Source organism: Paenibacillus violae (genome assembly GCF_032461945.1).
Taxonomy (GTDB): Bacteria; Bacillota; Bacilli; order Paenibacillales; family NBRC-103111; genus Paenibacillus_E; species Paenibacillus_E violae.
In genome coordinates, this window is record NZ_JAWCUD010000007.1 from 211,495 (window position 1) to 233,838 (window position 22,344).

At 48.1% G+C, this 22,344-nt stretch carries 20 protein-coding genes; 2 read left to right on the top strand and 18 right to left on the bottom strand.

The features are described 5' to 3' along the window. Positions 1-23: 23 nt before the first annotated feature. From RQP52_RS20640 to RQP52_RS20695, 12 genes are all read right to left on the bottom strand, one after another. Positions 24-899 (bottom strand): M50 family metallopeptidase, encoded by an 876-nt coding sequence (locus RQP52_RS20640; RefSeq protein WP_315953610.1) that lies wholly within the window; start codon positions 897-899, stop codon positions 24-26. Further along, positions 892-1,794, bottom strand: a complete 903-nt coding sequence (locus RQP52_RS20645) for a M23 family metallopeptidase (RefSeq protein ID WP_315953611.1) — start codon at positions 1,792-1,794, stop codon at positions 892-894. Before RQP52_RS20645 ends, RQP52_RS20640 begins: the two co-directional genes overlap by 8 nt. Positions 1,795-1,970: 176 nt before the next feature. After that, on the bottom strand, positions 1,971-3,119 hold the full coding sequence (locus RQP52_RS20650) for an FtsW/RodA/SpoVE family cell cycle protein (protein WP_315953612.1): 1,149 nt from the start codon (positions 3,117-3,119) through the stop codon (positions 1,971-1,973). A 7-nt stretch (positions 3,120-3,126) separates the two neighbouring features. After that, the gene (gene minD, locus RQP52_RS20655) at positions 3,127-3,921 is read right to left on the bottom strand and encodes a septum site-determining protein MinD (protein ID WP_315953613.1); all 795 of its coding nucleotides are present in this window, start codon (positions 3,919-3,921) and stop codon (positions 3,127-3,129) included. Positions 3,922-3,963: 42 nt separating this feature from the next. After that, complete coding sequence (minC, locus tag RQP52_RS20660; protein ID WP_315953614.1) at positions 3,964-4,623, bottom strand: septum site-determining protein MinC; 660 nt, start codon at positions 4,621-4,623, stop codon at positions 3,964-3,966. A gap of 72 nt (positions 4,624-4,695) precedes the next feature. Then, positions 4,696-5,223 carry a rod shape-determining protein MreD gene (mreD, locus tag RQP52_RS20665; RefSeq protein WP_315953615.1) on the bottom strand — a complete coding sequence of 176 codons (528 nt, stop codon included), beginning with the start codon at positions 5,221-5,223 and terminating at the stop codon, positions 4,696-4,698. A 13-nt stretch (positions 5,224-5,236) separates the two neighbouring features. Further along, the gene (mreC, locus tag RQP52_RS20670; RefSeq protein ID WP_315953616.1) at positions 5,237-6,088 is read right to left on the bottom strand and encodes a rod shape-determining protein MreC; all 852 of its coding nucleotides are present in this window, start codon (positions 6,086-6,088) and stop codon (positions 5,237-5,239) included. Between the two features lie 45 nt (positions 6,089-6,133). After that, on the bottom strand, positions 6,134-7,168 hold the full coding sequence (locus RQP52_RS20675) for a rod shape-determining protein (protein WP_127455304.1): 1,035 nt from the start codon (positions 7,166-7,168) through the stop codon (positions 6,134-6,136). A gap of 35 nt (positions 7,169-7,203) precedes the next feature. After that, positions 7,204-7,893 (bottom strand): RadC family protein, encoded by a 690-nt coding sequence (gene radC, locus RQP52_RS20680; RefSeq protein ID WP_157319215.1) that lies wholly within the window; start codon positions 7,891-7,893, stop codon positions 7,204-7,206. A 109-nt stretch (positions 7,894-8,002) separates the two neighbouring features. Further along, positions 8,003-8,455, bottom strand: a complete 453-nt coding sequence (locus tag RQP52_RS20685) for an RrF2 family transcriptional regulator (RefSeq protein ID WP_127455302.1) — start codon at positions 8,453-8,455, stop codon at positions 8,003-8,005. Positions 8,456-8,552: 97 nt separating this feature from the next. After that, a complete protein-coding gene (locus RQP52_RS20690; protein ID WP_315953617.1) occupies positions 8,553-9,161 on the bottom strand; it encodes a Maf family protein in 609 nt (202 codons plus the stop codon). A gap of 50 nt (positions 9,162-9,211) precedes the next feature. Then, positions 9,212-9,454, bottom strand: a complete 243-nt coding sequence (locus tag RQP52_RS20695) for a DUF4321 domain-containing protein (protein ID WP_127455301.1) — start codon at positions 9,452-9,454, stop codon at positions 9,212-9,214. 145 nt (positions 9,455-9,599) lie between these two features. Between RQP52_RS20695 and RQP52_RS20700 the strand changes: the two genes are divergently transcribed. Then, on the top strand, positions 9,600-10,838 hold the full coding sequence (locus RQP52_RS20700; RefSeq protein ID WP_315953618.1) for an N-acetylmuramoyl-L-alanine amidase: 1,239 nt from the start codon (positions 9,600-9,602) through the stop codon (positions 10,836-10,838). A 55-nt stretch (positions 10,839-10,893) separates the two neighbouring features. On the opposite strand, the gene RQP52_RS20705 is transcribed toward RQP52_RS20700, so the two are convergent. From RQP52_RS20705 to RQP52_RS20730, 6 genes are all read right to left on the bottom strand, one after another. After that, a complete protein-coding gene (locus tag RQP52_RS20705; protein ID WP_315953619.1) occupies positions 10,894-12,240 on the bottom strand; it encodes an SPOR domain-containing protein in 1,347 nt (448 codons plus the stop codon). Between the two features lie 153 nt (positions 12,241-12,393). Beyond that, a complete protein-coding gene (murC, locus tag RQP52_RS20710; protein WP_315953620.1) occupies positions 12,394-13,782 on the bottom strand; it encodes a UDP-N-acetylmuramate--L-alanine ligase in 1,389 nt (462 codons plus the stop codon). A 7-nt stretch (positions 13,783-13,789) separates the two neighbouring features. Beyond that, complete coding sequence (locus RQP52_RS20715) at positions 13,790-15,175, bottom strand: bifunctional folylpolyglutamate synthase/dihydrofolate synthase (RefSeq protein WP_379170969.1); 1,386 nt, start codon at positions 15,173-15,175, stop codon at positions 13,790-13,792. A 61-nt stretch (positions 15,176-15,236) separates the two neighbouring features. Beyond that, positions 15,237-17,906, bottom strand: a complete 2,670-nt coding sequence (locus RQP52_RS20720) for a valine--tRNA ligase (protein WP_315953622.1) — start codon at positions 17,904-17,906, stop codon at positions 15,237-15,239. 533 nt (positions 17,907-18,439) lie between these two features. Beyond that, a complete protein-coding gene (locus tag RQP52_RS20725; protein ID WP_315953623.1) occupies positions 18,440-19,549 on the bottom strand; it encodes a LysM peptidoglycan-binding domain-containing protein in 1,110 nt (369 codons plus the stop codon). Positions 19,550-19,659: 110 nt separating this feature from the next. Next, positions 19,660-20,556, bottom strand: a complete 897-nt coding sequence (locus RQP52_RS20730) for an RluA family pseudouridine synthase (protein WP_315953624.1) — start codon at positions 20,554-20,556, stop codon at positions 19,660-19,662. A 265-nt stretch (positions 20,557-20,821) separates the two neighbouring features. Here RQP52_RS20730 and RQP52_RS20735 point away from each other — a divergent pair, with 265 nt between their 5' ends. Beyond that, positions 20,822-22,315 carry a phosphodiester glycosidase family protein gene (locus tag RQP52_RS20735; protein WP_315953625.1) on the top strand — a complete coding sequence of 498 codons (1,494 nt, stop codon included), beginning with the start codon at positions 20,822-20,824 and terminating at the stop codon, positions 22,313-22,315. The last annotated feature ends 29 nt before the right edge of the window (positions 22,316-22,344 follow it).

Sequence of the window (22,344 nt, forward strand, 5' to 3'; positions counted from 1 at the left end):
ACACGTTCACCTCACCAGTTATTTTACATGAAAAGATCGGAAACTGCACTCCCCGGTTTTTTTCCATCCAAATAACCGCTCACCAACTGCTGTTCAGGCAATATAGCTTGAATGCGTCCCGCCTCGTTGACAATGTAAATTAAATGGTATTTTTCCCGCATAAAAAGCTTCAACGTATCGGCCATTGTCCGATGTTTCGTTATGACGATCGGCTGCGCCAAAGTGCCGCGGCTCAGCAGCAGGCTTACCCGGCTCCCGCGGCCTATCAAAAAGCGAAAAAAGTGATACGGCAGCTGCCGGTACGCGTACCAATTTGACACTAGCAGAAAAATGCCGATCACTAATATATTCAGCGGCAGCTGCCCGTTAATCAGCTGTAAAATTGCCATGACAATGATGCCAAGACTTAAGAACATGGATATCCAAACCGAATATAAAATCGTATTATGGTACGACAATAAATACCCCAGTAAGGATTGCATCACTTTACCGCCATCCAGCGGCATGACCGGGAGAAGGTTGAACAGACAGATCATGATGTTAGCTTCAATAAAATAATCCCACCAACTCGCGGTCCCAACCTCCAGCCACTTCATAAGAAGCGCCAAAATAATTAGCCATACATGCTGCAGCGGACCCGCTAAAGCAACCACGAGTTCCTCCCATGTCGGTACACTTCCTAGCTCATCCACGACAAGCACACCGCCGAAGGGGAGCAGTTGTACCTCCCGCACCCGCCAGCCAAAGCCGTTTGCAGCTGCCAAATGACCGAGTTCATGAACGAGGACGATGCCGAATAAGGTAATCGCCTCAAGAAAATAACCCGTAAAGGCGGAACCAATTAAAACAAGTGTAAATAAAGGGTGAAACCGATAGGTTGTTCCGGCCAATTTAATCAAAGGAGATCACATCCGTTGGGTTGACAGGGCGGCCATCTCTCGTAAACGCGACATAAAGTGTGCCTTTGGCGGGGTCTTTCTTAGAGGCTTTGCCGACGAGTTCTCCTACCTTCATCCAATCTCCTGCTTCAACGCTAACCTCACTTAACCCCCCGTACAGGGACTGCATCCCTCCTGGATGGCGGATGATAACCGTTGTACCCGTTTCAGCCGAAACCCCGGAGAAAACGACTTGTCCCGTGTCCAGCGCATAGACAGGCGCATATTCCGCCGTATTTAGCGTGACCCCAAGTTGATTGGTCCCATCGAATGGCTTGATGATACTCCCTTTTACAGGTGCATACAGGGTCCGCTTAGTGGTACTTACCTTTACGGCTTCGTCCCCTACACGATTAAAGCTCGGAATAAAGGACGGCGAGCCACCGAATTGATTCGTATACCAAGTCGATAAGGCGTTGAAATCATAAGACTGCGTTAACGAAGCCGCAACGAACTGCTTGCCTTTGTTCGCCCATGGCTGATTCAGCTGAAACATGCCGTACAGAGAGGCAAAAAGCACACAGCTAACCAACAGCTTGACCGCTATTTTGCGTGGGGATGGAGGCGCGAACAGCCCTCTCTCTCCATCATCCGGTGGTCCGCCGCCGCTTAGCGTCTTGTCCATCAATATTTTCTGCTGCCAAGCGTATTCGGGATCTTCCATCCGCCTTTTCCAGTCTGCATCCACATAAAGCGGAAGTTCCACCTGCTGCTGCCGTGGCGGCGGCACAGGCACATGTTCCATCATTCTGGTTGCTCTCGGCGGGCTCCCATTGACGTTCGCATGCTCAGATGATTCGCGCAAATGGCGAAGCCGTTCCAATCGCCTTTGTTTCACTTTATCTTTGACTTCCATGGAAGCCCCTCCCAAACGTTTTCCTTCCGGAAAACAATCTTCATATCGCTGTATTCGCAAATCTTGCATAGTACAGCCTATGAGAAGCAGGACAAGATTATGTGATAATCCGCAGGGAAACGCCTCCGAACGGACAGAAAAAAAGCCCCTGACTGGTCGCCAGGGACTTAATCTTTTTAAAACAATTCCGGTTCACGATCCTGATGGAGCTTAACGCTCATCACCAGGCCAAGCGAAAGCATGTTGATCAAAAGCGAGGTTCCCCCATAACTAACGAATGGAAGGGTAATTCCCGTTAATGGCATTATGCCGATCATCATGCCTACATTTTCAAAAATTTGAAAGACGAACATGGAGACAACGCCAACCACGATATAAGCTCCGCTAAGCTGAGTGCTTTGAATGGAAATCAGAATCATGCGGTAGATCAGCAAGAAATAGATGAGCAGCAGAACTGCAGAACCTCTAAAACCGAATTCTTCCCCCACCACAACAAAGATGGAATCCGAATAAGCAAAAGGAATGAAGTTACTGTGGACAGAAGTTCCCTTAAGAAAGCCTTCGCCTTCAAGACCCCCTGAACCGATAGCTCGAATCGCATTTTTCACTTGATAGCTGTCATCTTCCGTTACATCTTGCGGATATAGGTAGGTGTCGATACGGTCCATCCAGTGGCTGAAGCCGTACCCTTTGAGCGTTTCAAACAAACTTGTATGAAACGTCTTATAAAGGGTGAGCATCAGGAAACCCAGCCCTGCTAGAATCACGACACTCAACAAGACGTGCGAGTATTTGATATTGCCGATCCAAAGCATGCCGAGCAGGATAATGACGAAAATGATCGCATTCCCTAAGTCCGGCTGAATCAAAACGAGGATGAACGGAAGCAGCACTGCCGCACATACAGGGATTAAATCGTTCTTGATTTGTAGCAGCTCACCGCCACGCTTGGCGAGGAGCGCAGTCACGCAAATAATCAGAATAAGCTTCACCAGCTCCGCAGGCTGGAAGGTCAAGCCTCCCGGAAGCTCAAACCAGCCGCGCGCTCCGTGAATTTTTTTACCGAAAAAATAAACTGCCACCAAGGATACGATACCGATACCGTACAAGACTGGGGCAATCCGTATGAGTACACGATAATCAAAAAGGCTGCAGGCTAGAAAGGCAAGTAATCCGACGGCATAGAGAATAAGAATTTTGGATATCGAGATGACAATGGACGGATGATCCACGGACGCACTGTAGACCGTCATTGTGCTGATAACCATGAAGGCGAACAAAATAACAACAATAGGAATGTCGATGTTTTTCAGTTTTGCGAGCACAGCAAGATCATCCTATTCCGATAAACTTTTTCATACGTTTGACCCAGCCAGTCTTGTCTTCGAGCTGCATGAGAGGCACCGTGTCGCCCAAAATCCGGCGAGCTACGTTACGATAAGCAATCGCAGCGCGGGACGATGGGTTCATCACGGTCGGCTCGCCCGCATTGGCCGCCTTAATGACATGCTCGTCATCCGGCACGATGCCGAGCAGATCGATGGCAAGGACCGAGCAAATTTCGTCAATATCCAACATCTCGCCTTTTTTCATCATCATCGGACGAATTCGATTAATGATGAGCTTCGGCGAAGAAATTTTCTCATTCTCCAGCAGTCCGATAATGCGGTCAGCATCCCGTACCGCAGCGTTCTCCGGGGTCGTTACAACGATCGCTTTGTCAGCGCCCGCTACCGCATTTTTGAAGCCTTGTTCAATACCTGCCGGGCAATCTATGATGACGAATTCAAAGTCTTTTTTAAGCTCAAGAATAATATCTTTCACTTGCTCCGGCGATACCGCATGCTTGTCCTTCGTCTGGGCAGCAGGCAGCAGATACAACTCTTCGAAGCGCTTATCTTTGATTAAGGCTTGTGGTAAACGGCAGCGTCCTTCCGCGACATCCACAAGGTCATAAATGATTCGGTTCTCGAGTCCCATGACGACATCCAAATTGCGCAGGCCAATATCGGTGTCCACCATGCATACTTTTTTCCCTAAAAGCGCCAATGCTGTTCCAAGATTTGCTGAAGTCGTTGTTTTGCCAACGCCGCCTTTTCCCGAAGTAACAACGATTGCCTCTCCCATATGTTCTCACCCCACGCGCTATTTTCTATAACGTATATAAGTTTATAATTTCAAATTCGAATCAGGGGAAATCCGATGAAGCTGATGAAGTTTATCGATTTCCATTTTACCATCTTTCACATAAGCAAACTCCATAAAAGCCTCATCAATGCCCCATTCATCCGGAGAACGACTAATAATTCCAGCGATCCGCAATTGGGTCGGGCGCATATGAGAAGCGGCAATAATCGCTTTATCATCGCCGTCAATCCCGGCATGCGCCATTCCGCGAAGCGAGCCCATAATATAAATGTTCCCGGTAGAGGTAATGGTTCCGCCTGGATTAACATCGCCTAAATAAAGTAAATCCCCCTCATGATGGAGGGTTTGTCCCGAACGAATCATACCTCTTAGCGTTGACATTCTTGCAGCAGGTTCTACGACTACTTCCTTACGAGGCTCACTTTCAATCGATTGAATCAGCAGATTGCCCTTTTGCTTAATGACAGATCTGATTTCTTCTTTCTGCTCCTCGGTTGCTTCCCTGCTGCCTAATTTAACGTGCACATGAATAATCGGTCCGGTCAGTATTTGCTGATGGGTTTTCTCCAGCTTATGCTGCAGCTCTTTCAGCAAATCTTGCCAATCGCATGCATCGTTTAGTAAAAAAACAAGGCCATCTTTGACCCCTTTTATCATCACATGGTGCTTAGCTACAGACATAATTGAATGACGACCTCCCAACCTATACATTTCGGCTCTTGTCGTGGATTCTCCTGCTAACCGCCTGGAAAATTAATCTTCGGTATTCGCAGGTACGATCCGCTTTCCTTCGAGCAGCTTGCGAATCGGTACGTAGCAAATCAAGGCGAAAAGCAAATTAAACAGCACGCTTGGGAGCATGTAGTGGGTGAGAGCAAATTTCAACTCAATATCAATGAGCTTAAACAAGTGGTTAATGCCATAATCGATGAACTCAAACAACAGCAGACCGACGCCTATAATGAGCAGATTATAAAAGATGAGGTTAGGCTGCCTGCGCTGCGCCAGTCCCGCCAAGTACCCGGTGAGTCCCATCCCGAAGGAATACACGCCGAGCATGGCCCCATAATAGTTAAAATCATGCAGGAGACCGAACAACAGTCCATAAATCAGTGCCGAATGTCGATGATGGAAAAGTCCGATGAACAAAATAAAGACCAGTGTAAAATGGGGGGTAACATGAACACTGCTTTGCCATGCAGATGGGATGAGCCAAACCACAATGGAGCCTTGCAGGATAAACAAGCCTAATAGAATGAGCCACAGCAAATGTCGAGTCACGTAACGGCTCACCTCATTTCACTTCCGGAACTTCGACGACGAACACTTCGCGAATACGGTTAAACGAAGCTTTGGGCTTCACCATAACTTTGTAGGTGATCCCGAATTCCCCTGGGCCGATGGAGGAGATTGTCCCTACTTCAATTCCCTTAGGAAATACTTGACCCAAGCCTGATGTAATAATCGTATCTCCAACTTTCATGTCGTCCGCATGTTCCACCTTGTTCATCACGAGTTCCCCTGTATTGCTGTCATAAGACTCAATCATGCCGAATGGCTGGCTCGCATTGCCTTTCACAGTGACCGCTATCGCCTTGGAGTTGTTGTCGGAATCCGTGATTTCTTTCAGCAGCTGCACATTGGAATGAAAGCCGAACACTTTACTCACTCTGCCAACTAATCCATCGACTGTCATAACCGCCATATTCTCTTTGATGCCGTCCTTGTCGCCTAAATTAATCGTCACTGTACTGTTGTACGGATCATTATCCACCGTAACAACCTCGGCAATCCGATACGTGTACGCGTTGGCTTGACGCTGACGTTCTGTAAAGCCCAGGGCTTCCATCAGTCGCTTATTTTGCGATTCCAGATCGTTCAATCGCTGCGTATCTCTCGCATACTGTGTAAGGGTCAGCTTCAGCGTCTTATTTTCTTCATAGATGACTCTTAGCTGCCGTATGTCTTCAAAGAAACCCGCTACCTGCGCAGCGGGCTTGTATAAGAGTCCTTGCGTCCACGATACCGAGTCTTTGACAAATTTCTCCGGCCATGTCATCGGTCCCCGGTTTCCCAGCGTTAATCCCATCAATATAAAGAAGCAGACTAAACCGAACATCAGGAAAATCAGCCTCTTGTTTCCCATGAATTTGAACAAAATGAGCACCTTCTAACGAATTCTTGACGAATATTAACGCTTATAGCGTGAACCTGAACCTGATTTATTTTTAAATAAATGAATATTTTCCAAGGCGCGGCCTGTCCCAATCGCTACGCAATCAAGCGGATTCTCTGCAACCAGAACGGGCATGCCGGTTTCTCTAGCAAGCAGGCGATCCAGATTGCGCAACAAACCGCCACCGCCGGTTAATACAATCCCGCGGTCCATAATATCCGCTGACAGTTCGGGCGGACACTTCTCCAACGTCACTTTCACAGCTTCAACGATCGCATTCACCGTATCCGTCAATGATTCTGTGATCTCATCAGAGGTTACGCTCATTGTCTTCGGCAAACCGGAAACAAGGTCACGTCCACGGATTTCCAGTGTTTCCGGCTGCTCCATTGGCAGCGCAGAACCAATCTCCATCTTGAGTGTCTCCGATGTGCGTTCCCCAATCATGAGATTGTATGTACGTTTAATGTATTGAATGATGGCCTCGTCCATTTCATCCCCGGCAATGCGGATGGAACGGCTCGTTACAATGCCCCCAAGCGAGATAACCGCTACTTCTGTGGTTCCCCCTCCGATATCGACAACCATGCTTCCCGTTGGTTCCCATACAGGAAGATCTGCGCCGATCGCTGCCGCAAACGGCTCTTCAATCGTATAGGCTTCACGCGCTCCGGCTTGTTTCGTTGCGTCTTCCACCGCACGTTTCTCTACGGCCGTGATGCCAGAAGGCACACAAACCATCACATTAGGGTGACGTTGGAATAACCAGCGCTGCTTTTGAGCCTGTCTCAAAAAGTAGCGAATCATCGTTGACGTTGTTTCAAAATCAGCAATAACGCCATCTTTCATCGGGCGAATTGCACGAATGTTGCCTGGCGTGCGGCCGATCATTTTTTTGGCTGCGTCTCCAACAGCCTCGATTGTTTTCGTATCCGTACGTAGAGCAACCACCGATGGTTCTCTAACGATTATTCCTCTGCCTTTTACATAAACCAGTGTATTCGCTGTACCTAAATCAATTCCCAGATCTTTCGTAAAGCCTCCAAACATGGCAGTTACTCCTTTCCTATTGCCAACCTATTATATTACATAAAGCCTTCTTCCTTCAAACTTATGAATCTCTGATCACCTATGATAACATGATCCAACACTTCAATACCAATAATAGTTCCTGCTTCCACCAAACGGTGGGTTAGCTGTATATCTTCCGGGCTTGGGGTGGGATCTCCACTAGGATGATTATGTACACAAACAATAGACGCACTGCTTCTTTTTATGGCTGCACGGAAAACTTCGCGAGGGTGGACGATGGACGCGTTCAAGCTGCCCATGGAGAGTGTTTCTTGCGCAAGCACATGATTTTTCGTATTCAAAAACAAACAAACGAAATGTTCCTTCTGTAAATATCGCAGCTCCTCGCTCATTAAATTCGCGATATCCTTCGGTGAACGAATCGTAATTCGCTCAGCGAATGTGCTTTTGGCAATTCGTCGACCGAGCTCGATACCGGCTAGAATTTGCAGCGCTTTGGCATCACCAATGCCTTTGATTTGCGTAAGCTGATCCTTGCTCATGTCCACAAGGCTGCGCAATCCTCCGGACTCGCTTAAGATGCGGCTTGCCAGACGAACCGCTGATTCCGAAACCGTTCCTGTTCGAAGAATAATCGCCAACAGCTCGGCGTGGCTTAACGCCTCAGCTCCATATTGAAGCATTCGCTCTCTTGGTCTTTCTTCTGTCGGTACTTCACGAAGCATTAAACTTGTGACTTCCATCAATTCCCCTCTTTCCATCTGTAGGTTGTGTTACTTATCCGTATCCCATTCATAGCGATAAGGGTCTTAAAACGACACAAAACCCCCGGATTATAAGATCCGAGGGCTTCTAGGATAACTGCTCATTATTCAATTCCGGGCATCCGTACGCTTTGATTCGTTCCAGCATACCGCCGATGGTATATCCATCGAAGTATAATTCCATCTGTTTTTCGGCGTCTGCGAAAACGTTGCCCATCAGCTTATCCATTTTGGATGAAATGATACAATCGTTATTCTTCTCATCACCGGAACACCAGCTTGGTTTCAAAGAACCATGACAAGTTAATCGGTATATTTCACCGAGCGTCACATCATCCGGATTACGGCAGAGAATGAATCCGCCCCCGATGCCTTCTTTGGTTGAAACGTAACCTGCTTTTCGCAGAAAGCCCATAACTTTACGTATACGAGCAGAATGTGTGGATACATTTGTAGCAATTTCTTCACTGGTTGCCATATGGTCAGGCAAATTTGCAAGAAATACGAGACTGTGGACGGCTATTGTAAATTCGCTGTTCATGGCCAATCCTCCCTGAAGTTGCGATGTCATGTCGCTTACTGTCATTGTAACCGTTACAGATTGCACAGTCAATGTGTGAACGATTAGAAAGGAGAGATTACAGGACTTGAATATCGAAGGTTAACAGCAAATCACTAAGCAAGGAAAGCGGTAAGCCAACAACTGTAAAATAGTCCCCTTCAATGGCTTCGACGATGGTTGCGCCAATCCCTTGAATCGCATAGGAGCCGGCTTTGTCCTTAGGCTCACCTGTCGCGATATATCGACGAATCTGCTCGTCTGACATAGCTTTCATCTTCACATTCGTTACGCTGTGCGAGACCACCTGCTTGCCTGTAGCTGCATCGATGCAAGCCACTCCGCTATATACATGGTGCGTTGTGCCTTGCAGACCTTTCAACATCCGGAAAGAATCCTCTTCATCCACGGGCTTGCCAAGAACCTCATTGTGAAGCACAACAACCGTATCAGAACCCACGATAATCCCATGCTTTTCACTGGCCTCCAGCATCTCACGAACCGTTGACGCCTTGCGTACCGATAGAACTTCTACTAGCTCTGAAGGCGTTATTTTTCCTTCTACGGTCTCATCCGCGTCGCTCACCCGAATGATATAGGGTAGTCCAAGTCCTTGAATCAGTTCCTGCCTCCGCGGCGAGGATGAAGCAAGAATTAATCTTTGCTCGTGGTTAGGTGATTTACTCAACAGAAACAACTCCTAGCTTATAATAATGTCCGAATAGGATTCAATGCCGATTATAGCTTGCGATACAGGAGGAAAGCACCCACTAATCCAAGAATACTGCACAAATTTAGTCTCACCAGAAGATGCAGCTCATATTTCACAACTTGCAGATCTGCCTTTGGATCCCAAGTAATCGAGGCCGATTTGGTTAAAAAAGATAGAGCAGGCACAGGAGTCAGCAGCTGGCCGACGATAATCCCGGTTATCAATCCGATGATTAAAAATATGACTAAGGTAAAAGTGCCTTTTTTCATCGCTGTCATCCTCTCTTCTATGTACAAGCCCTATTATACGGGCACACTCTAATTTTTTCCATGAAAATGTAACCGGATGGTGATTCTTACCTGCTTACATCCTTAGCTGTTCCTAGTAAGATAGATTTCGGAGGTACTTCAACTTATGACCTTACTTAAAAGACTTATTTTGCTCACCTTTATACTTACGATAGCGTTTCCTTATCAAGCTTTTGCCTATAAAATCGTTCTCGATGCCGGACATGGCGGGAGCGACCCCGGTGCCTCGGGCGTGAACGGTTTGAAGGAGAAAGATGTCAATCTCGACATCACGCAAAAGCTGCGGGACGAGCTAACGAAGCGAGGTTACGAAGTCGTCCTGACAAGAACCGATGACACGTATTGGTCACTCGCGGAGCGCGTGAATTTTACAGATGCCTTGAAAGCGGATCTATTCGTCTCCGTCCACGCCAATTCGCATCCGAACGGCACAACCAGAGGCAGTATGGTGCTCTACTACGACAATGATTACCCCCAAGAGGATTATCCCGCAAGCGACAAAATGAAACAGTTAACACCCTACAGTAAAGATTTGGCTCAGCATGTTTTGGATTCCTTGGTTTCGGCAGCCGGTACGAAGAACTTAGGTTTAGTTCCAAGCGCGGTTTACGTAGCTAGAATGGGCAGCATTCCAAGTATTCTTGTGGAAACCGCTTTTCTAAACCAACCCGACGATGCAGCATTGCTTGCAAGTGACGCCGCTCGAGCGAAAATGGCCGTTGGGATTGCGAACGGCATTGCAGGCTATGCGCCGCCTGTATTCACAGATTCCCTAGGGCATTGGGCAAGAGAGTCCATTCTGCGTATGAAAAATAAAGGCATTATTGACGGAATAAACAATCAGTATCAACCGGATCGCGCTTTGAAAAGAGCGGAATTCCTCACATTGATGGATCGCGCATTTTCATTCGATAAACTCGCAACCGCTTGTACGCCAAGTGGAACCGTCACCTCAGCGGTATATAGCTGCCAGACGGCTGACCAAACGTACAAAGACCTGCCCGCTTCATACTGGGCAAGCCCCGTTTTCGCCAAAGCGCAACAATTAAATCTGCTTCAAGGATATGCCGATGGAACGATTCGCCCTGAACAACCCATCACCCGTGGCGAAGTCGCTTATCTTTTCGAACGCCTCACCCAACTGTCTACAAAAAGTGGGGGGCAAAGCCCGACCCCTAAAGTAACCTTTGACGATGTGCCTGCAGACTTGTGGAGTGCCAAAGCTATTTATGCTTTGAAACAGAAGGGCATCATTAACGGAATCACAGATACTTCGTTCAAACCGGAGCAAACGATGACACGCGCAGAGATTGCTGCCCTGTTAGATCGTTACTTCGCAAAATAAAAAAGCAGGTGTCTTCCAAAGCTCCAATGAGCTCTGGGGGCACCTGTTTTTTTGATTAAGAAACGCTTATTTTCTTCAGCAGATCTTTTTGTGCCAGAATGTACTGCATCATGGATGTTTGAGCTTGCCAGAGCATCGCCGTGGAAGGGCTTTTCTTGTACTCATCCATCGATTGCACGGCACTGTTCAAGGAGGAAGTCATCTTTTGGACGATTGGTTTGGCGTCATCGCTTAAGCCTTCATTTAGCGCCGTAGACAACGTAGTCAGCGATTGGTGAGAAGTGTGAATCGTTTGCAGCGAACTATCCGAAAGCGCACTCGGCTTCGTTTCAGCCAGATGAATAAGGGCCAATTCATTAATTGTATTCACAAGCTTATTTGCTTCTGTTAGGAAGGCAGGCACGGAATCGGGCTTTTGACCGCTCCAGCGGATTCCTGTCACTGCTGGGATGTCTAGGCTTTTGATATACACTTCTATCGTTTTATCCACGGTTTGGACTTGTTGTCTCAAGGCAGTGGCGTCGTCTTTGTTGTTGGCAAATCCCACAAATACCGTGAGCTTATCCGAACTGTCCAGTGCGGATGCCAGGCCTTTCTTCTTCAGCGTATCCTGGATGGCTTGAGCGCCTTGTATGGAGCTGAACACCCCATTTTGCAGGAATGTATAGGATTTAGCCGGAATTTGAACCGGTGTGACAGCGCCAGCCGTTACAGGCAGGCCAGCTGCTTGATCTGTGCCTGTCTTGGTAGCACCGCCCGGCGCTTTCGAAGGAACAGCCGCTACATTAGCGGAAGGAACAGCGATCGTAGTCTTGCCGGGTGCTGTGTCCGTCGCGGCACGGTCGGTTGGCGAAAACATCGAGAGGACAAAAAATCCGAAAGCGACTCCCGTCACGACTGCTCCTGCTACGGAAGTTGCAATACGTATCCAAGGCGCGCCGTTTGACTTCGCATATCTAGCGCCAACTTCCGGTTCTATATAAGGCCCCTTATGCGTCCAACTCGACCACTCATCGCGATTTCGCTCTGTTACCGGCTCTGGTCTTTCGACAGGCACCTCTGCCCTCACTTGCTGTTCCCGAATGGCCTGAGACTCGCGGATAATTCGCTCGACTCTTTCGCCTTCCGTCTCAATCTGGCTGTTCCAGTTGCCGAAATCCGTAGTGAACGTGTTCAGCGCATGCGGTTCAAATAAGCTTTCTACTTGCTCTCTCTCAGCTTGTTGATAGGATGTTATCTCCTCTGAGTTTTGCGTATCATTGGGAGAATTCGTTACTACCTTATATTCTTCTTGATAGAGTGGGATCACCTTTTCTTCAGGACCGGGCACTCGCGAGGCTTTACGATTCGATTCTGCCGGCTCCTTGGCGTCGAAACGATACGTGATTCTTGCTTTACTCATTCCATTCACTCCTCATAAAATGTATTTGGAAACGGACCCGCCGTCATCTTGTCCAAATCTTCTGTTACTAGATTATGATTGAGAGAATTGAAATATGTTTGGTTAAGCAAAAAAAGACCGCCTCCAGCCAATTGGCTTACAGCGATCTTTCCTCTAACCGTTCGTCTCGTATTTCTTGCGCAGTGACTTCGCTAAACCGTCGGCGGCTTTCCAGATATCCCCCGCACCCATGGTCAGCACCAGATCACCTGGCTGTACATGATCGATTAAATACCCAAGAACATCTTCCCTTGTGGCAATGTGCTGAACATTAGGATTGCTGTTGCTCTTGATCAATTCAACTAGTTTAGCTGAATCTACTCCCTCAATCCGCTTCTCGCCCGCAGGAGAATAAATATCGGTAATAATCACCTCATCCGCCTCATCAAAAGAGCGGCTAAATTGCTCAAATAGATAATAGGTACGCGTATAACGTTGAGGTTGGAAAACTGCAATGATCCGTTTGCCTGTTGCTTTGGCAGCAGAAATCGTTGCTTGAATCTCAGTCGGATGATGCGCATAGTCATCAATGACCAGGATGTTTTCTACTTCCCCGAGCACCTGGAATCTACGCTTCGCACCCCGGAACTCTTGAATAGCCTCCGCAATCTTCTCAAAAGGCAGTCCCGCTTCCAGGCATGTGATCAATGTCGCTAATGCGTTATACACGTTGTGCTTCCCTGGTACAGATAAGCTAACCTGCCCAAGCAGCGCACCTTTGCTGTGAACGTTAAACGTAACCTTACGGTCACCTAACGAAATATCGCTGGCTACATAGTCAGCGTCATTATCTATCCCATACGTGACGACTTCGCTTTGAATGGCCGGAATCATTTCACGTAAAAACATATCATCTTGACAAACAATCGCTTTTCCACCAGGTCTTACTTGGCTGAGAAATTGCTTATAAGCTTGCTTTAAATTCTCGAAATCGCCATTATAGTTCTCTAAATGATCAGCTTCAATGTTATTTACTAGAGCAAGGGTTGGATGATATTGCAGGAACGTACCATCGCTTTCATCGGCTTCCGCTACAACGAATTCACCCTTGCCTGCTTTGGCATTGCTGCCGACATTCATGATTTCGCCGCCGATAATATAAGTCGGATCTATTCCGCAAATTTCCATAACCAAAGCGATCATCGAGGAGGTCGTTGTTTTACCGTGTGCTCCTGCAACCGCAATGCCTTTGCGTTCGTTCATAAGTCTTGCCAGCATCTGTGAGCGGTGAATGACCGGAATGTTTAATTCCTCCGCCGCTTGCATCTCCACATTATCTTTGGATAAGGCTGTCGAATAAACAACCAAATCAGCACCTGATACATTGCGAGCTTCATGCCCTATGAAAACTTGCGCACCCTTCGCTTTTAACTTTTCCGTTAACTCTTGGTGTGCCAGGTCGGAACCGGAAATCCGGTAACCCATTTCAAGCATGACTTTGGCAATAGCACTCATGCCGTATCCGCCGATGCCTATAAAATGTACGTGTTCTGCTTGACTCACGCCGTTCTCACCATCCTTTTTCAGAATCGGTTTGATAGGTAATCCAAGAACGAACATCAGAGATTAAATACAGCGTGCCGGATACGACCGCCAGATCATCCTGCTCAGTTCTGCTTGTAAGGAGTTCTAATGCCCGCTTCCAATCGCGCTCAACCACGATATCCACCTGACGGTCCATATCATGAAGAAGTTCACGTGCTAGCTCCGCGAGCATCTCGGCATCCCCTTTTTTATGAAAATCGGGTTCCGTAATGATAAGTGTATCCACCAATGGTAGTATATGCCTGAGGTAGCCCGTATGATTCTTTGTCGAAAGCATTCCCATCATGAGATTCAGCTTTCGGTAGCTATAGACGGTTTGAAGCGCAGCAGCAAGTGTCGCGGCACCTTCAGGATTATGCGCACCATCGAGCAACACACGAGGCTCGTTCGAAATCATCTCAAGCCGCCCCGGCCAGCGAGTCTCTTTCAGCCCTTTGTACAAATCCTCATCATCCACGATGCAGGCATAGTATTGACGAAGCACTTCCAGCGTCATCACAGCCACTGCGGCATTCTTCAGCTGATGTTCACCATTCAGCGAAATCGGCACGCCCGGGATCGGCCGGAATGGCCCCGTGAAATCAAAGGTCTGAAGGTCCAATTGACTCGTCACATTCGCGTAATTGAATTGATCTCCAAGCGAGTAAAGCGTCGCTTTCTTGGCTTTCGCCGTTTGTTCGATAACGCTCCAGCCTTCATGAGGCTGGGCTGCCGTAATAATAGGAACACCGGCCTTAATGATACCCGCTTTTTCAGCAGCTACTTTTTCGATGGTATCTCCCAGAATGTCCATATGGTCATGACCAACATTGGTAATGACGGTTACGACCGGATTCACGATATTCGTGCTATCCAGCCTTCCCCCCAAGCCTGTTTCCCATACTACATAATCGGGATAAGCCACTTTGCCGAAATACATAATGGCGAGCGCCGTAGAAATTTCAAACATCGACGGAGCGCCAAGTTCAGTTTCGGCAATCTCGTCAATAACAGGCTTCATGTCATTCACCAGTCTAAGCAGATCAGCGTCCGGAATGTCCTCACCGTTCACTTGGATACGGTTCGTATACTTTTCCAAATACGGGGACGTGAACGTCCCCACATCATACCCGCATGCCCGCAAGACAGAAGTTAAATAAGCGCATGTAGAGCCCTTGCCATTCGTACCCGCCACATGAATGAATTTCAATCTGCGTTCAGGGTGACCGAGTTTCTCCATCAACATCTGCATCCGTTGGAGTCCCGGTTTGATACCGAGTTTCTCCATCCGTCCGACAATCCAAGCGATCGCTTCTTGCGCGCTTTGGAAAGCAGCCGGATGGTTGTCTTTGAATTCGTTCATCGATCTCATCCTCATTTACTATATGAATCACCTTGTATTCGTAACTAGGCAATCGTTGGTTTTATTGAAATTATCCCTTTAATTCCGCTAAACGAGCAATCACTTTATCACGCTTATCCGCATAGTCCGCCAGCTTAGCCTTTTCTTCCTCGATCACCTTCGCAGGCGCCTTGGCCACAAAGCCCTCATTGCCCAGCTTTTTCTCGATACGTTCAACTTCCCCATGCAGAGTTTGCAGCTCTTTATCCAAACGCACGAGCTCTTGCGCAATATCAATCAGCCCTGCAAGCGGCAAGAACAACTCTGCTCCTGTGATGATTGCTGTCATCGCTTTCTCCGGTGCGCCCATGTCAGCGTCGATTTGCAGCAGGGATGTGTTGCAGAAACGCTTCAGGTACTCTTCGTTCCTTTGAAGAATACTTAGCGTCTCACTGCTTGCCGGTTTGATCAACAGCTCAACCTTTTTGCTCATCGGAACGTTAACCTCGGCGCGGATGTTACGAACGGAACGGATGGCATCCATCAGCAGCTCCATCTCGCGAACAGCATCCGGCGATTCGAACGCCTGGTTCTCAGTCGGCCAGGAAGCAAGCGTGATCGTTTCACCTGCATGCGGCAAATGCTGCCAAATTTCTTCGGAGATGAACGGCATGAACGGATGAATAAGGCGCTGTGTGCGATCAAGCACGTAGGCTAATACGGATTGCGTCTTCTTCTTCGCAGCTGCATCTGTACCGTATAGGCTCAATTTACTGAACTCAATGTACCAATCACACAGGTCATCCCAAATGAAATTGTACAGCAAGCGGCCGGTTTCACCGAATTCATAGCTGTCGATCAGGCGAGTTACATCGCGAACCGTTTCATTCAAACGATGCAGAATCCAGCGATCGGCTGTGCCAAGTTGGCCTGTCAGATCGATATCTTCAGCCTTAACGCCTTCAAGATTCATAAGCGCAAAGCGCGAGGCATTCCAGATCTTATTGGCAAAATTGCGAGCCTGCTCCACTCGCTCCCAACGGAAGCGGAGGTCCTGTCCCGGCGTGCTGCTCGTAGAAATCATATACCGCATAGCATCTGCGCCATATTTCTCAATCACTTCTAACGGATCTACGCCGTTGCCAAGCGATTTGGACATCTTACGACCTTCGGAGTCGCGTACAAGTCCATGCATCAGCACGTCTTTGAACGGAATTTGGTCCGTAAATTCAAGGGCCGTGAAGATCATGCGAGCTACCCAGAAATAGATAATATCATAACCCGTTACTAGAACATTCGTAGGGTAGTAACGTTTAAGGTCTTCCGTATCGTTCGGCCAGCCCAATGTGGAGAACGGCCATAGAGCTGAACTGAACCATGTATCAAGAACATCATTATCTTGTTTTAGATTCGTGCTTTGGCAGTGTGTGCACGCTGAAGCGTCCTCACGGGATACCGTAATTTGGCCGCAATCTGCGCAATGCCAAGCTGGAATGCGGTGACCCCACCATAGCTGACGGGAAATACACCAATCACGCACATTCTCAATCCAGTTCAAATAAGTTTTCTCAAAGCGATCTGGTACAAAGTTGACCCCTTTGCCTGATTTTTGCGCATCGATCGCTTGATCGGCAAGCGGCTGCATTTTTACGAACCACTGTGTGGACAAGTACGGCTCGATAACGGCACCGCTGCGCTCACTGTGGCCTACTTGGTGAACATGCTCTTCAATTTTGATCAGAACGCCTTGTTCTTTCAGATCAGCCACGATTTGCTTTCGGCATTCGAAACGATCTTTGCCTTGGTAAGGGCCCGCGTTCGCATTCATCGTACCCGTTTCATCCATTACCAGAATTTGCGGCAGATCATGGCGTTTCCCTACTTCGAAATCGTTCGGGTCATGAGCCGGCGTAATTTTCACCGCACCGCTTCCGAACTCTTTCTCAACATACTCATCGGCAATAACCGGAATCTCGCGATTTACAATTGGAAGCAGCAATTTCTTGCCGATCAAATGCTGGTAGCGCTCATCCTTCGGATGTACAGCAACCGCCGTATCTCCAAGCATCGTCTCTGGACGCGTTGTAGCAACAACAATGGAATCCAGGCCGTCTGTCGTTTTGTAAGACAAATGGTAAAGCGCGCCTTGAACCTCTTTATATTCAACTTCGATGTCTGATAACGCCGTGCGTGCCGCAGGATCCCAGTTAATAATATAGTTTCCGCGGTAAATAAGTCCTTTTTCATACAAGCTGACGAAAACTTCACGAACGGCTTGTGACAACCCCTCATCCAGCGTGAAACGCTCACGGGAATAATCCAAAGAAAAGCCCATTTTAGCCCACTGCTCACGAATGGTGTTCGCGTACTGCTCTTTCCATTCCCAAACCTTCTCAAGGAACTTCTCGCGTCCCAGATCATAGCGGGATTGGCCATCCTCGCGGAGCTTTTGTTCCACTTTCGTTTGTGTCGCAATGCCCGCATGGTCGGAACCAGGCAGCCAAAGCGTGTCATAACCTTGCATCCGCTTCGTACGAACCAAAATATCCTGCAGTGTGAAATCAAGCGCATGCCCGATATGCAGCATCCCCGTTACGTTAGGCGGCGGAATCACAATGGTGTAAGTCTCCGCGTCCGGACGGCCGCCCGCTTTGAAAAACTCATTTTTAATCCAGTAATCGTACCACTTTCGCTCCGCTTCTTTGGGGTCGTACGTGGTAGGCATTTGCAATTGCTCTTTCGTTTCATTCGCTTCGGTCATAAGATTACCTCCATTACTGTTATCTCTGTTAAATAGGCTTTTAAAGGCCTGTCATTAAGCTCGTCTGCTAGGTTAGATCAAACAAAAAAAGCCCTCCGCCCGCAAAGGACGAAAGGCTTGCTTCCGTGGTACCACCTTTATTCCGCGCAGCTTCAATATGAAGCGCGTGGCTCTCAAACAGATAACGGCTGCGGCCGGCAAATGCTAAGTGAGCTACTCCGCGGATCGCGGGCGCTTCCCGTCACATTCACAACTCCAGGGCGACTTCGTTCGGTTGCTTCCTATGGAACCTTTCAGCGCTGCAGTTCCACTCTCTGAAGGGCATTCCGCCTACTACTCCCTATCAACGTTTCCAATATTACTCAAAAGGATTACATCATATGATATCGAACATTTGAAATAGAGTCAATATATCATTCAAGTATTACCGTTTATGAGTAAAATATGCCGCTTTCAAAAAAGATGTTCCACAACAAATGAAGAGCCCCCAGCCGTGAAAACGGCCAGAGGCTCTTGCCTATGTATCCAGCTTATTATCTAGGGAGATAAATAACCTGCCCTACGGAAATCTCTTGATCGCCGAGCCTGTTCAATAGCTGCAGCTCACGCGGGTTGAGCTGATAGCGCTTGGCAATCGTCTCTAACGTTTCTTCTTTTTGAACGATACACATTTTCAGCTTTCTAAACTCTTGCGAATTCGTTTGGTTTTGAAGAAACAGGCGCTTCCACTCAACGGCGTCTATGCGCGACTCCTCGGCGAGAGCAGCTTGCGCTTCCTCCTCAGCCCGCCTCTTGTCCGTAAGGTACGAGCCCGCTTTCGAGAGAAGCGACTTGAGGCCGTACGGGTTGATATCGACAGCCTCATTGGCCTTCTTCCCGAACGCAACTTTGAGATCCTTTTTCTCCTCCGTAACCACCGTGCTGTCCGAATGGGGGCTCACCTTCAATTCCGTTTGCTCAATATTTACGACTGCCGAGCCGCCGTCCTCACAGTCGTCTTCCTCAATCGACGAAGGCGTTGGCTGCAATGGCGCAGGAACGGGCTCTTCATTTATTGGCATTTGTGTAGGCATTTGTGTAGGCGTTGGCATCTCTTGTTCTATTGGCTCTTGAACTTGGGGAGTCGGCTGCATATAAGGCATTGGAATCGGTTGAATCGACGGATTCTCTTGAATCGGCTGATTCGGATAGTTGGCAGGCGGCGGCTCGTACCGTGGGAAATTAATCTCATGCACGAACGTAACTTCCTCTTCCTCCCGCCAGCTCTCGACCGGAGCCGATACAATTTCGACGCCCTGCAGAGATAACACACCGGTCACATTCAAACTTCTCGCTGATAATAAATCAATGTCAAAATTCTCAATATCCACTTGAATGTCTTCTACACGATGAATGCGATTTAGGGGCAAGGTGATCTCTACCGGAATCAAATGTTCAAGTAGCCGCGGGGCTCCCCCTTCTTCGCTGGCATAGTTGCCTGTAAGCAGCAAGTTTCCTTTAAGGATCGCCTGATTATCCAAAGTAAGCACCTGAATGTGAGGAACCAATTCTACATCATTCAACTCTTGTATCCCCGCCAAATTCTCCTGCAAATGTACACGCTCGTAGATATCGAATCTCAGACCTGGTTGTTGTTCAGACACCGGATTAATCCTCCCTTCCATCAAACCCGGATGCCGAAGGCATTCTCGGATTGCTGGTCCATTTACTTGTTTGTCTTTCTAAGTATATGGGTGGTAAGGGCGAGGCATGACTACATTTTTGATGACGACTCGACTTTGTCCAGCAATTGCCTGAAGTCAAGCGGGAGCGGCGCATGAACCTCAATCAACTTTTGTGTAATAGGATGCTCGAATGTAAGTTTCTCCCCATGCAGGGCCTGACGTTGAAACAAACGGGCGGATCCCCCGTATAAGACGTCGCCAACAAGCGGATGCCCTAAGTGGCTTAAGTGTACTCGGATCTGATGGGTACGCCCTGTTTCCAGTTCCAGTTCCACTAGCGCAGCATGGTTCAATTGGCGAAGCACCCGGTAGTGCGTCAATGCTTGATCGCCGCCTGCTGTCACTCTGCGCTTGCCGGATTGATGGCGGTCTTTGCCGATAGGCGCGTCCACCGTTCCTTGCTTTCTGGTGAAAACTCCTTGTGCCAGAGCAACATAACGACGATCGATCCGCTTATCGCGCATCGCTTCATCAAGCAGAACATGTGCCCATTCATTTTTGGCATATAAAACAGCGCCAGTCGTATCCTGGTCCAAACGATGGATGTGCCGCACGGCGCAGGCTTGACCGGTCGATTCATAATAATAGGCTACGGCAGAAGCCAGTGTACCGCCTTGGCCTGCTTCGGAAGGATGTACCGACATGCCTGCCGGTTTATTAACGACAAGGCAGAAATCGTCCTCAAACAGGACATCAACGTCTTGGCGTTCAGCTCGGAAAGCAGCCTCTTCGTTCGCAAACACATGAAGCCTAACCTGATTGTCTTGCACGCGGATACGCCCTTGGGAAGCTAAGCGCAGGAAGTACTTGCGCGGAACCGGCAGTAACGCAGCGATTTCATCTACAGCACCGGGCTTCAAGGGTTTCCATGTCTCACTCGGAAGAGGAAGTTCCAACCATTCCCCGCTGCGTTTCCAAACGGTCATGAACGTGTCCCTCTATGAAAAGAAATGACGATAGCAAGTAGAATCAGTAGAAACAACAAGGTCAAAGCCATTAAATCTATAGGAAAATCAAAAAAGTAGTAGCGTTTCATGAATCAATAACTCCTTATGGGTATTGGATGACGTACATTTTATTTTAACAATTACCAATATCAATTGCATGCAAAAATATGATAATATAACTCTAGTATTGATTTTTTTCGACATTGAATCATCAAATAGAATACTAGAGCAGGAGAGGAACAACTTGGGCAGTTCAATTTTAGAACATTTTCGCAACTATAGCTGGTTGAAGCGCACTTTACTTGTTATTGCTATATGTACATTCCTTAGTTCAAGCTTTTTGTTTCTGACCCCACCAGGGACATTTATTCGCGAGTATTTAGCCAAAACGGTCATCACCACGCAGCACCGGGATTGGGCCTGGATTTTCGTAGGAGCCCAGCGCAGAGACCAGATGGTTCTTGAAATGCAAAATTTAACAGAAGTGAACTCGGTAGAAAAACAAGACTTGCAAGCTGTTCAATTCAATAAGAACCGTTCCATAGAAAGCCTCGTGAAGGTCGAAGATATTTCCGGTCAATTCTGGAAAGGCAAAAAGATGTATGTTTACGATCCGCGTACGATTCGCGTTGTCGTTCCTGCTAAGCAAGGCGAAGGCGAGAGAATCACCTCGATGGTTCAGCGTACAGGCGCTGTCGCAGGCGTCAACGGCGGCGGATTTAACGATCCGGACGGTTTAGGAAACGGATTTGCCCCAATTGGAGCTATTATGTCCGGCGGTGAAATTCTTTATACCGACCAAGAAGGCAGCATTCCTCAGCATATTGTAGGGTTTACCAAAGAAGGTACGCTCATTATCGGAAAATATACAATTGACGATCTATTGAAGCTAGGCGTTACAGATGCGGTTTCATTCTATCCTCGTGTTATCGCAAACGGCAAACCGCTTATTACAAGCGGAGATGGCGGTTGGGGACGCGCTCCTCGTACGGCTGTAGGCCAAAAAGCCGACGGCACCGTTATTTTCATCGTCATTGATGGCCGTCAAACTCACAGTGTGGGTGCAACCCTGAAAGAAGTACAGGATATTTTCCTGGCAGACGGCGTTATTAATGCAGGCTTCTTGGATGGCGGAGCTTCTTCCGAGATGGTTTACAACGATGAGTTGATCACGAGCCCTTCCAGTCGTTATGGCGAGCGCCGCTTGCCGTCAGCCTTCCTTGTTTTCGATCATCCGGATGAAGTAAAAGTGAAAAACGTTTGGGCGGGACTGACCAACATCGATCCAGGCGGCGCTTACGATCACCCTGATTTCTTGAAAGAACAAGCTGAACTTAAGGCACATCCGCCAAAAGCAACACCGAAACCAACTCCTACACCGTCCCAAAAGCCTGAATCCAGCAGTGATCCAGTCAAGAATGGCGGGACAACGCAGAACCCTTCAGAAACAAATAACGGTTCTGGCAAGCCAAATTCGACGGGGAAACCGCAAACTTCACCGTCGACAACACCTACACCAACGCCGACTCCACCAGCGTCATCGGCAACCCCGACGCCTACACCGGGAACAGGCAGCGGCACAACAGGTTCCGGAGGCTCCTCGACAGGAGCTTCCTCAACACCAAAACCGAGCGCGACACCAACGCCGAGCTCGAACGCTGCGCAAGGCCAGCAGGGTAACAATAACGGTGCGAACCCTTCTCAGCCCGTAACTAGTCCTCCAGTGAAAACAGAATAGGTTTGGGCTACATAAGACCGCCAAAGAGG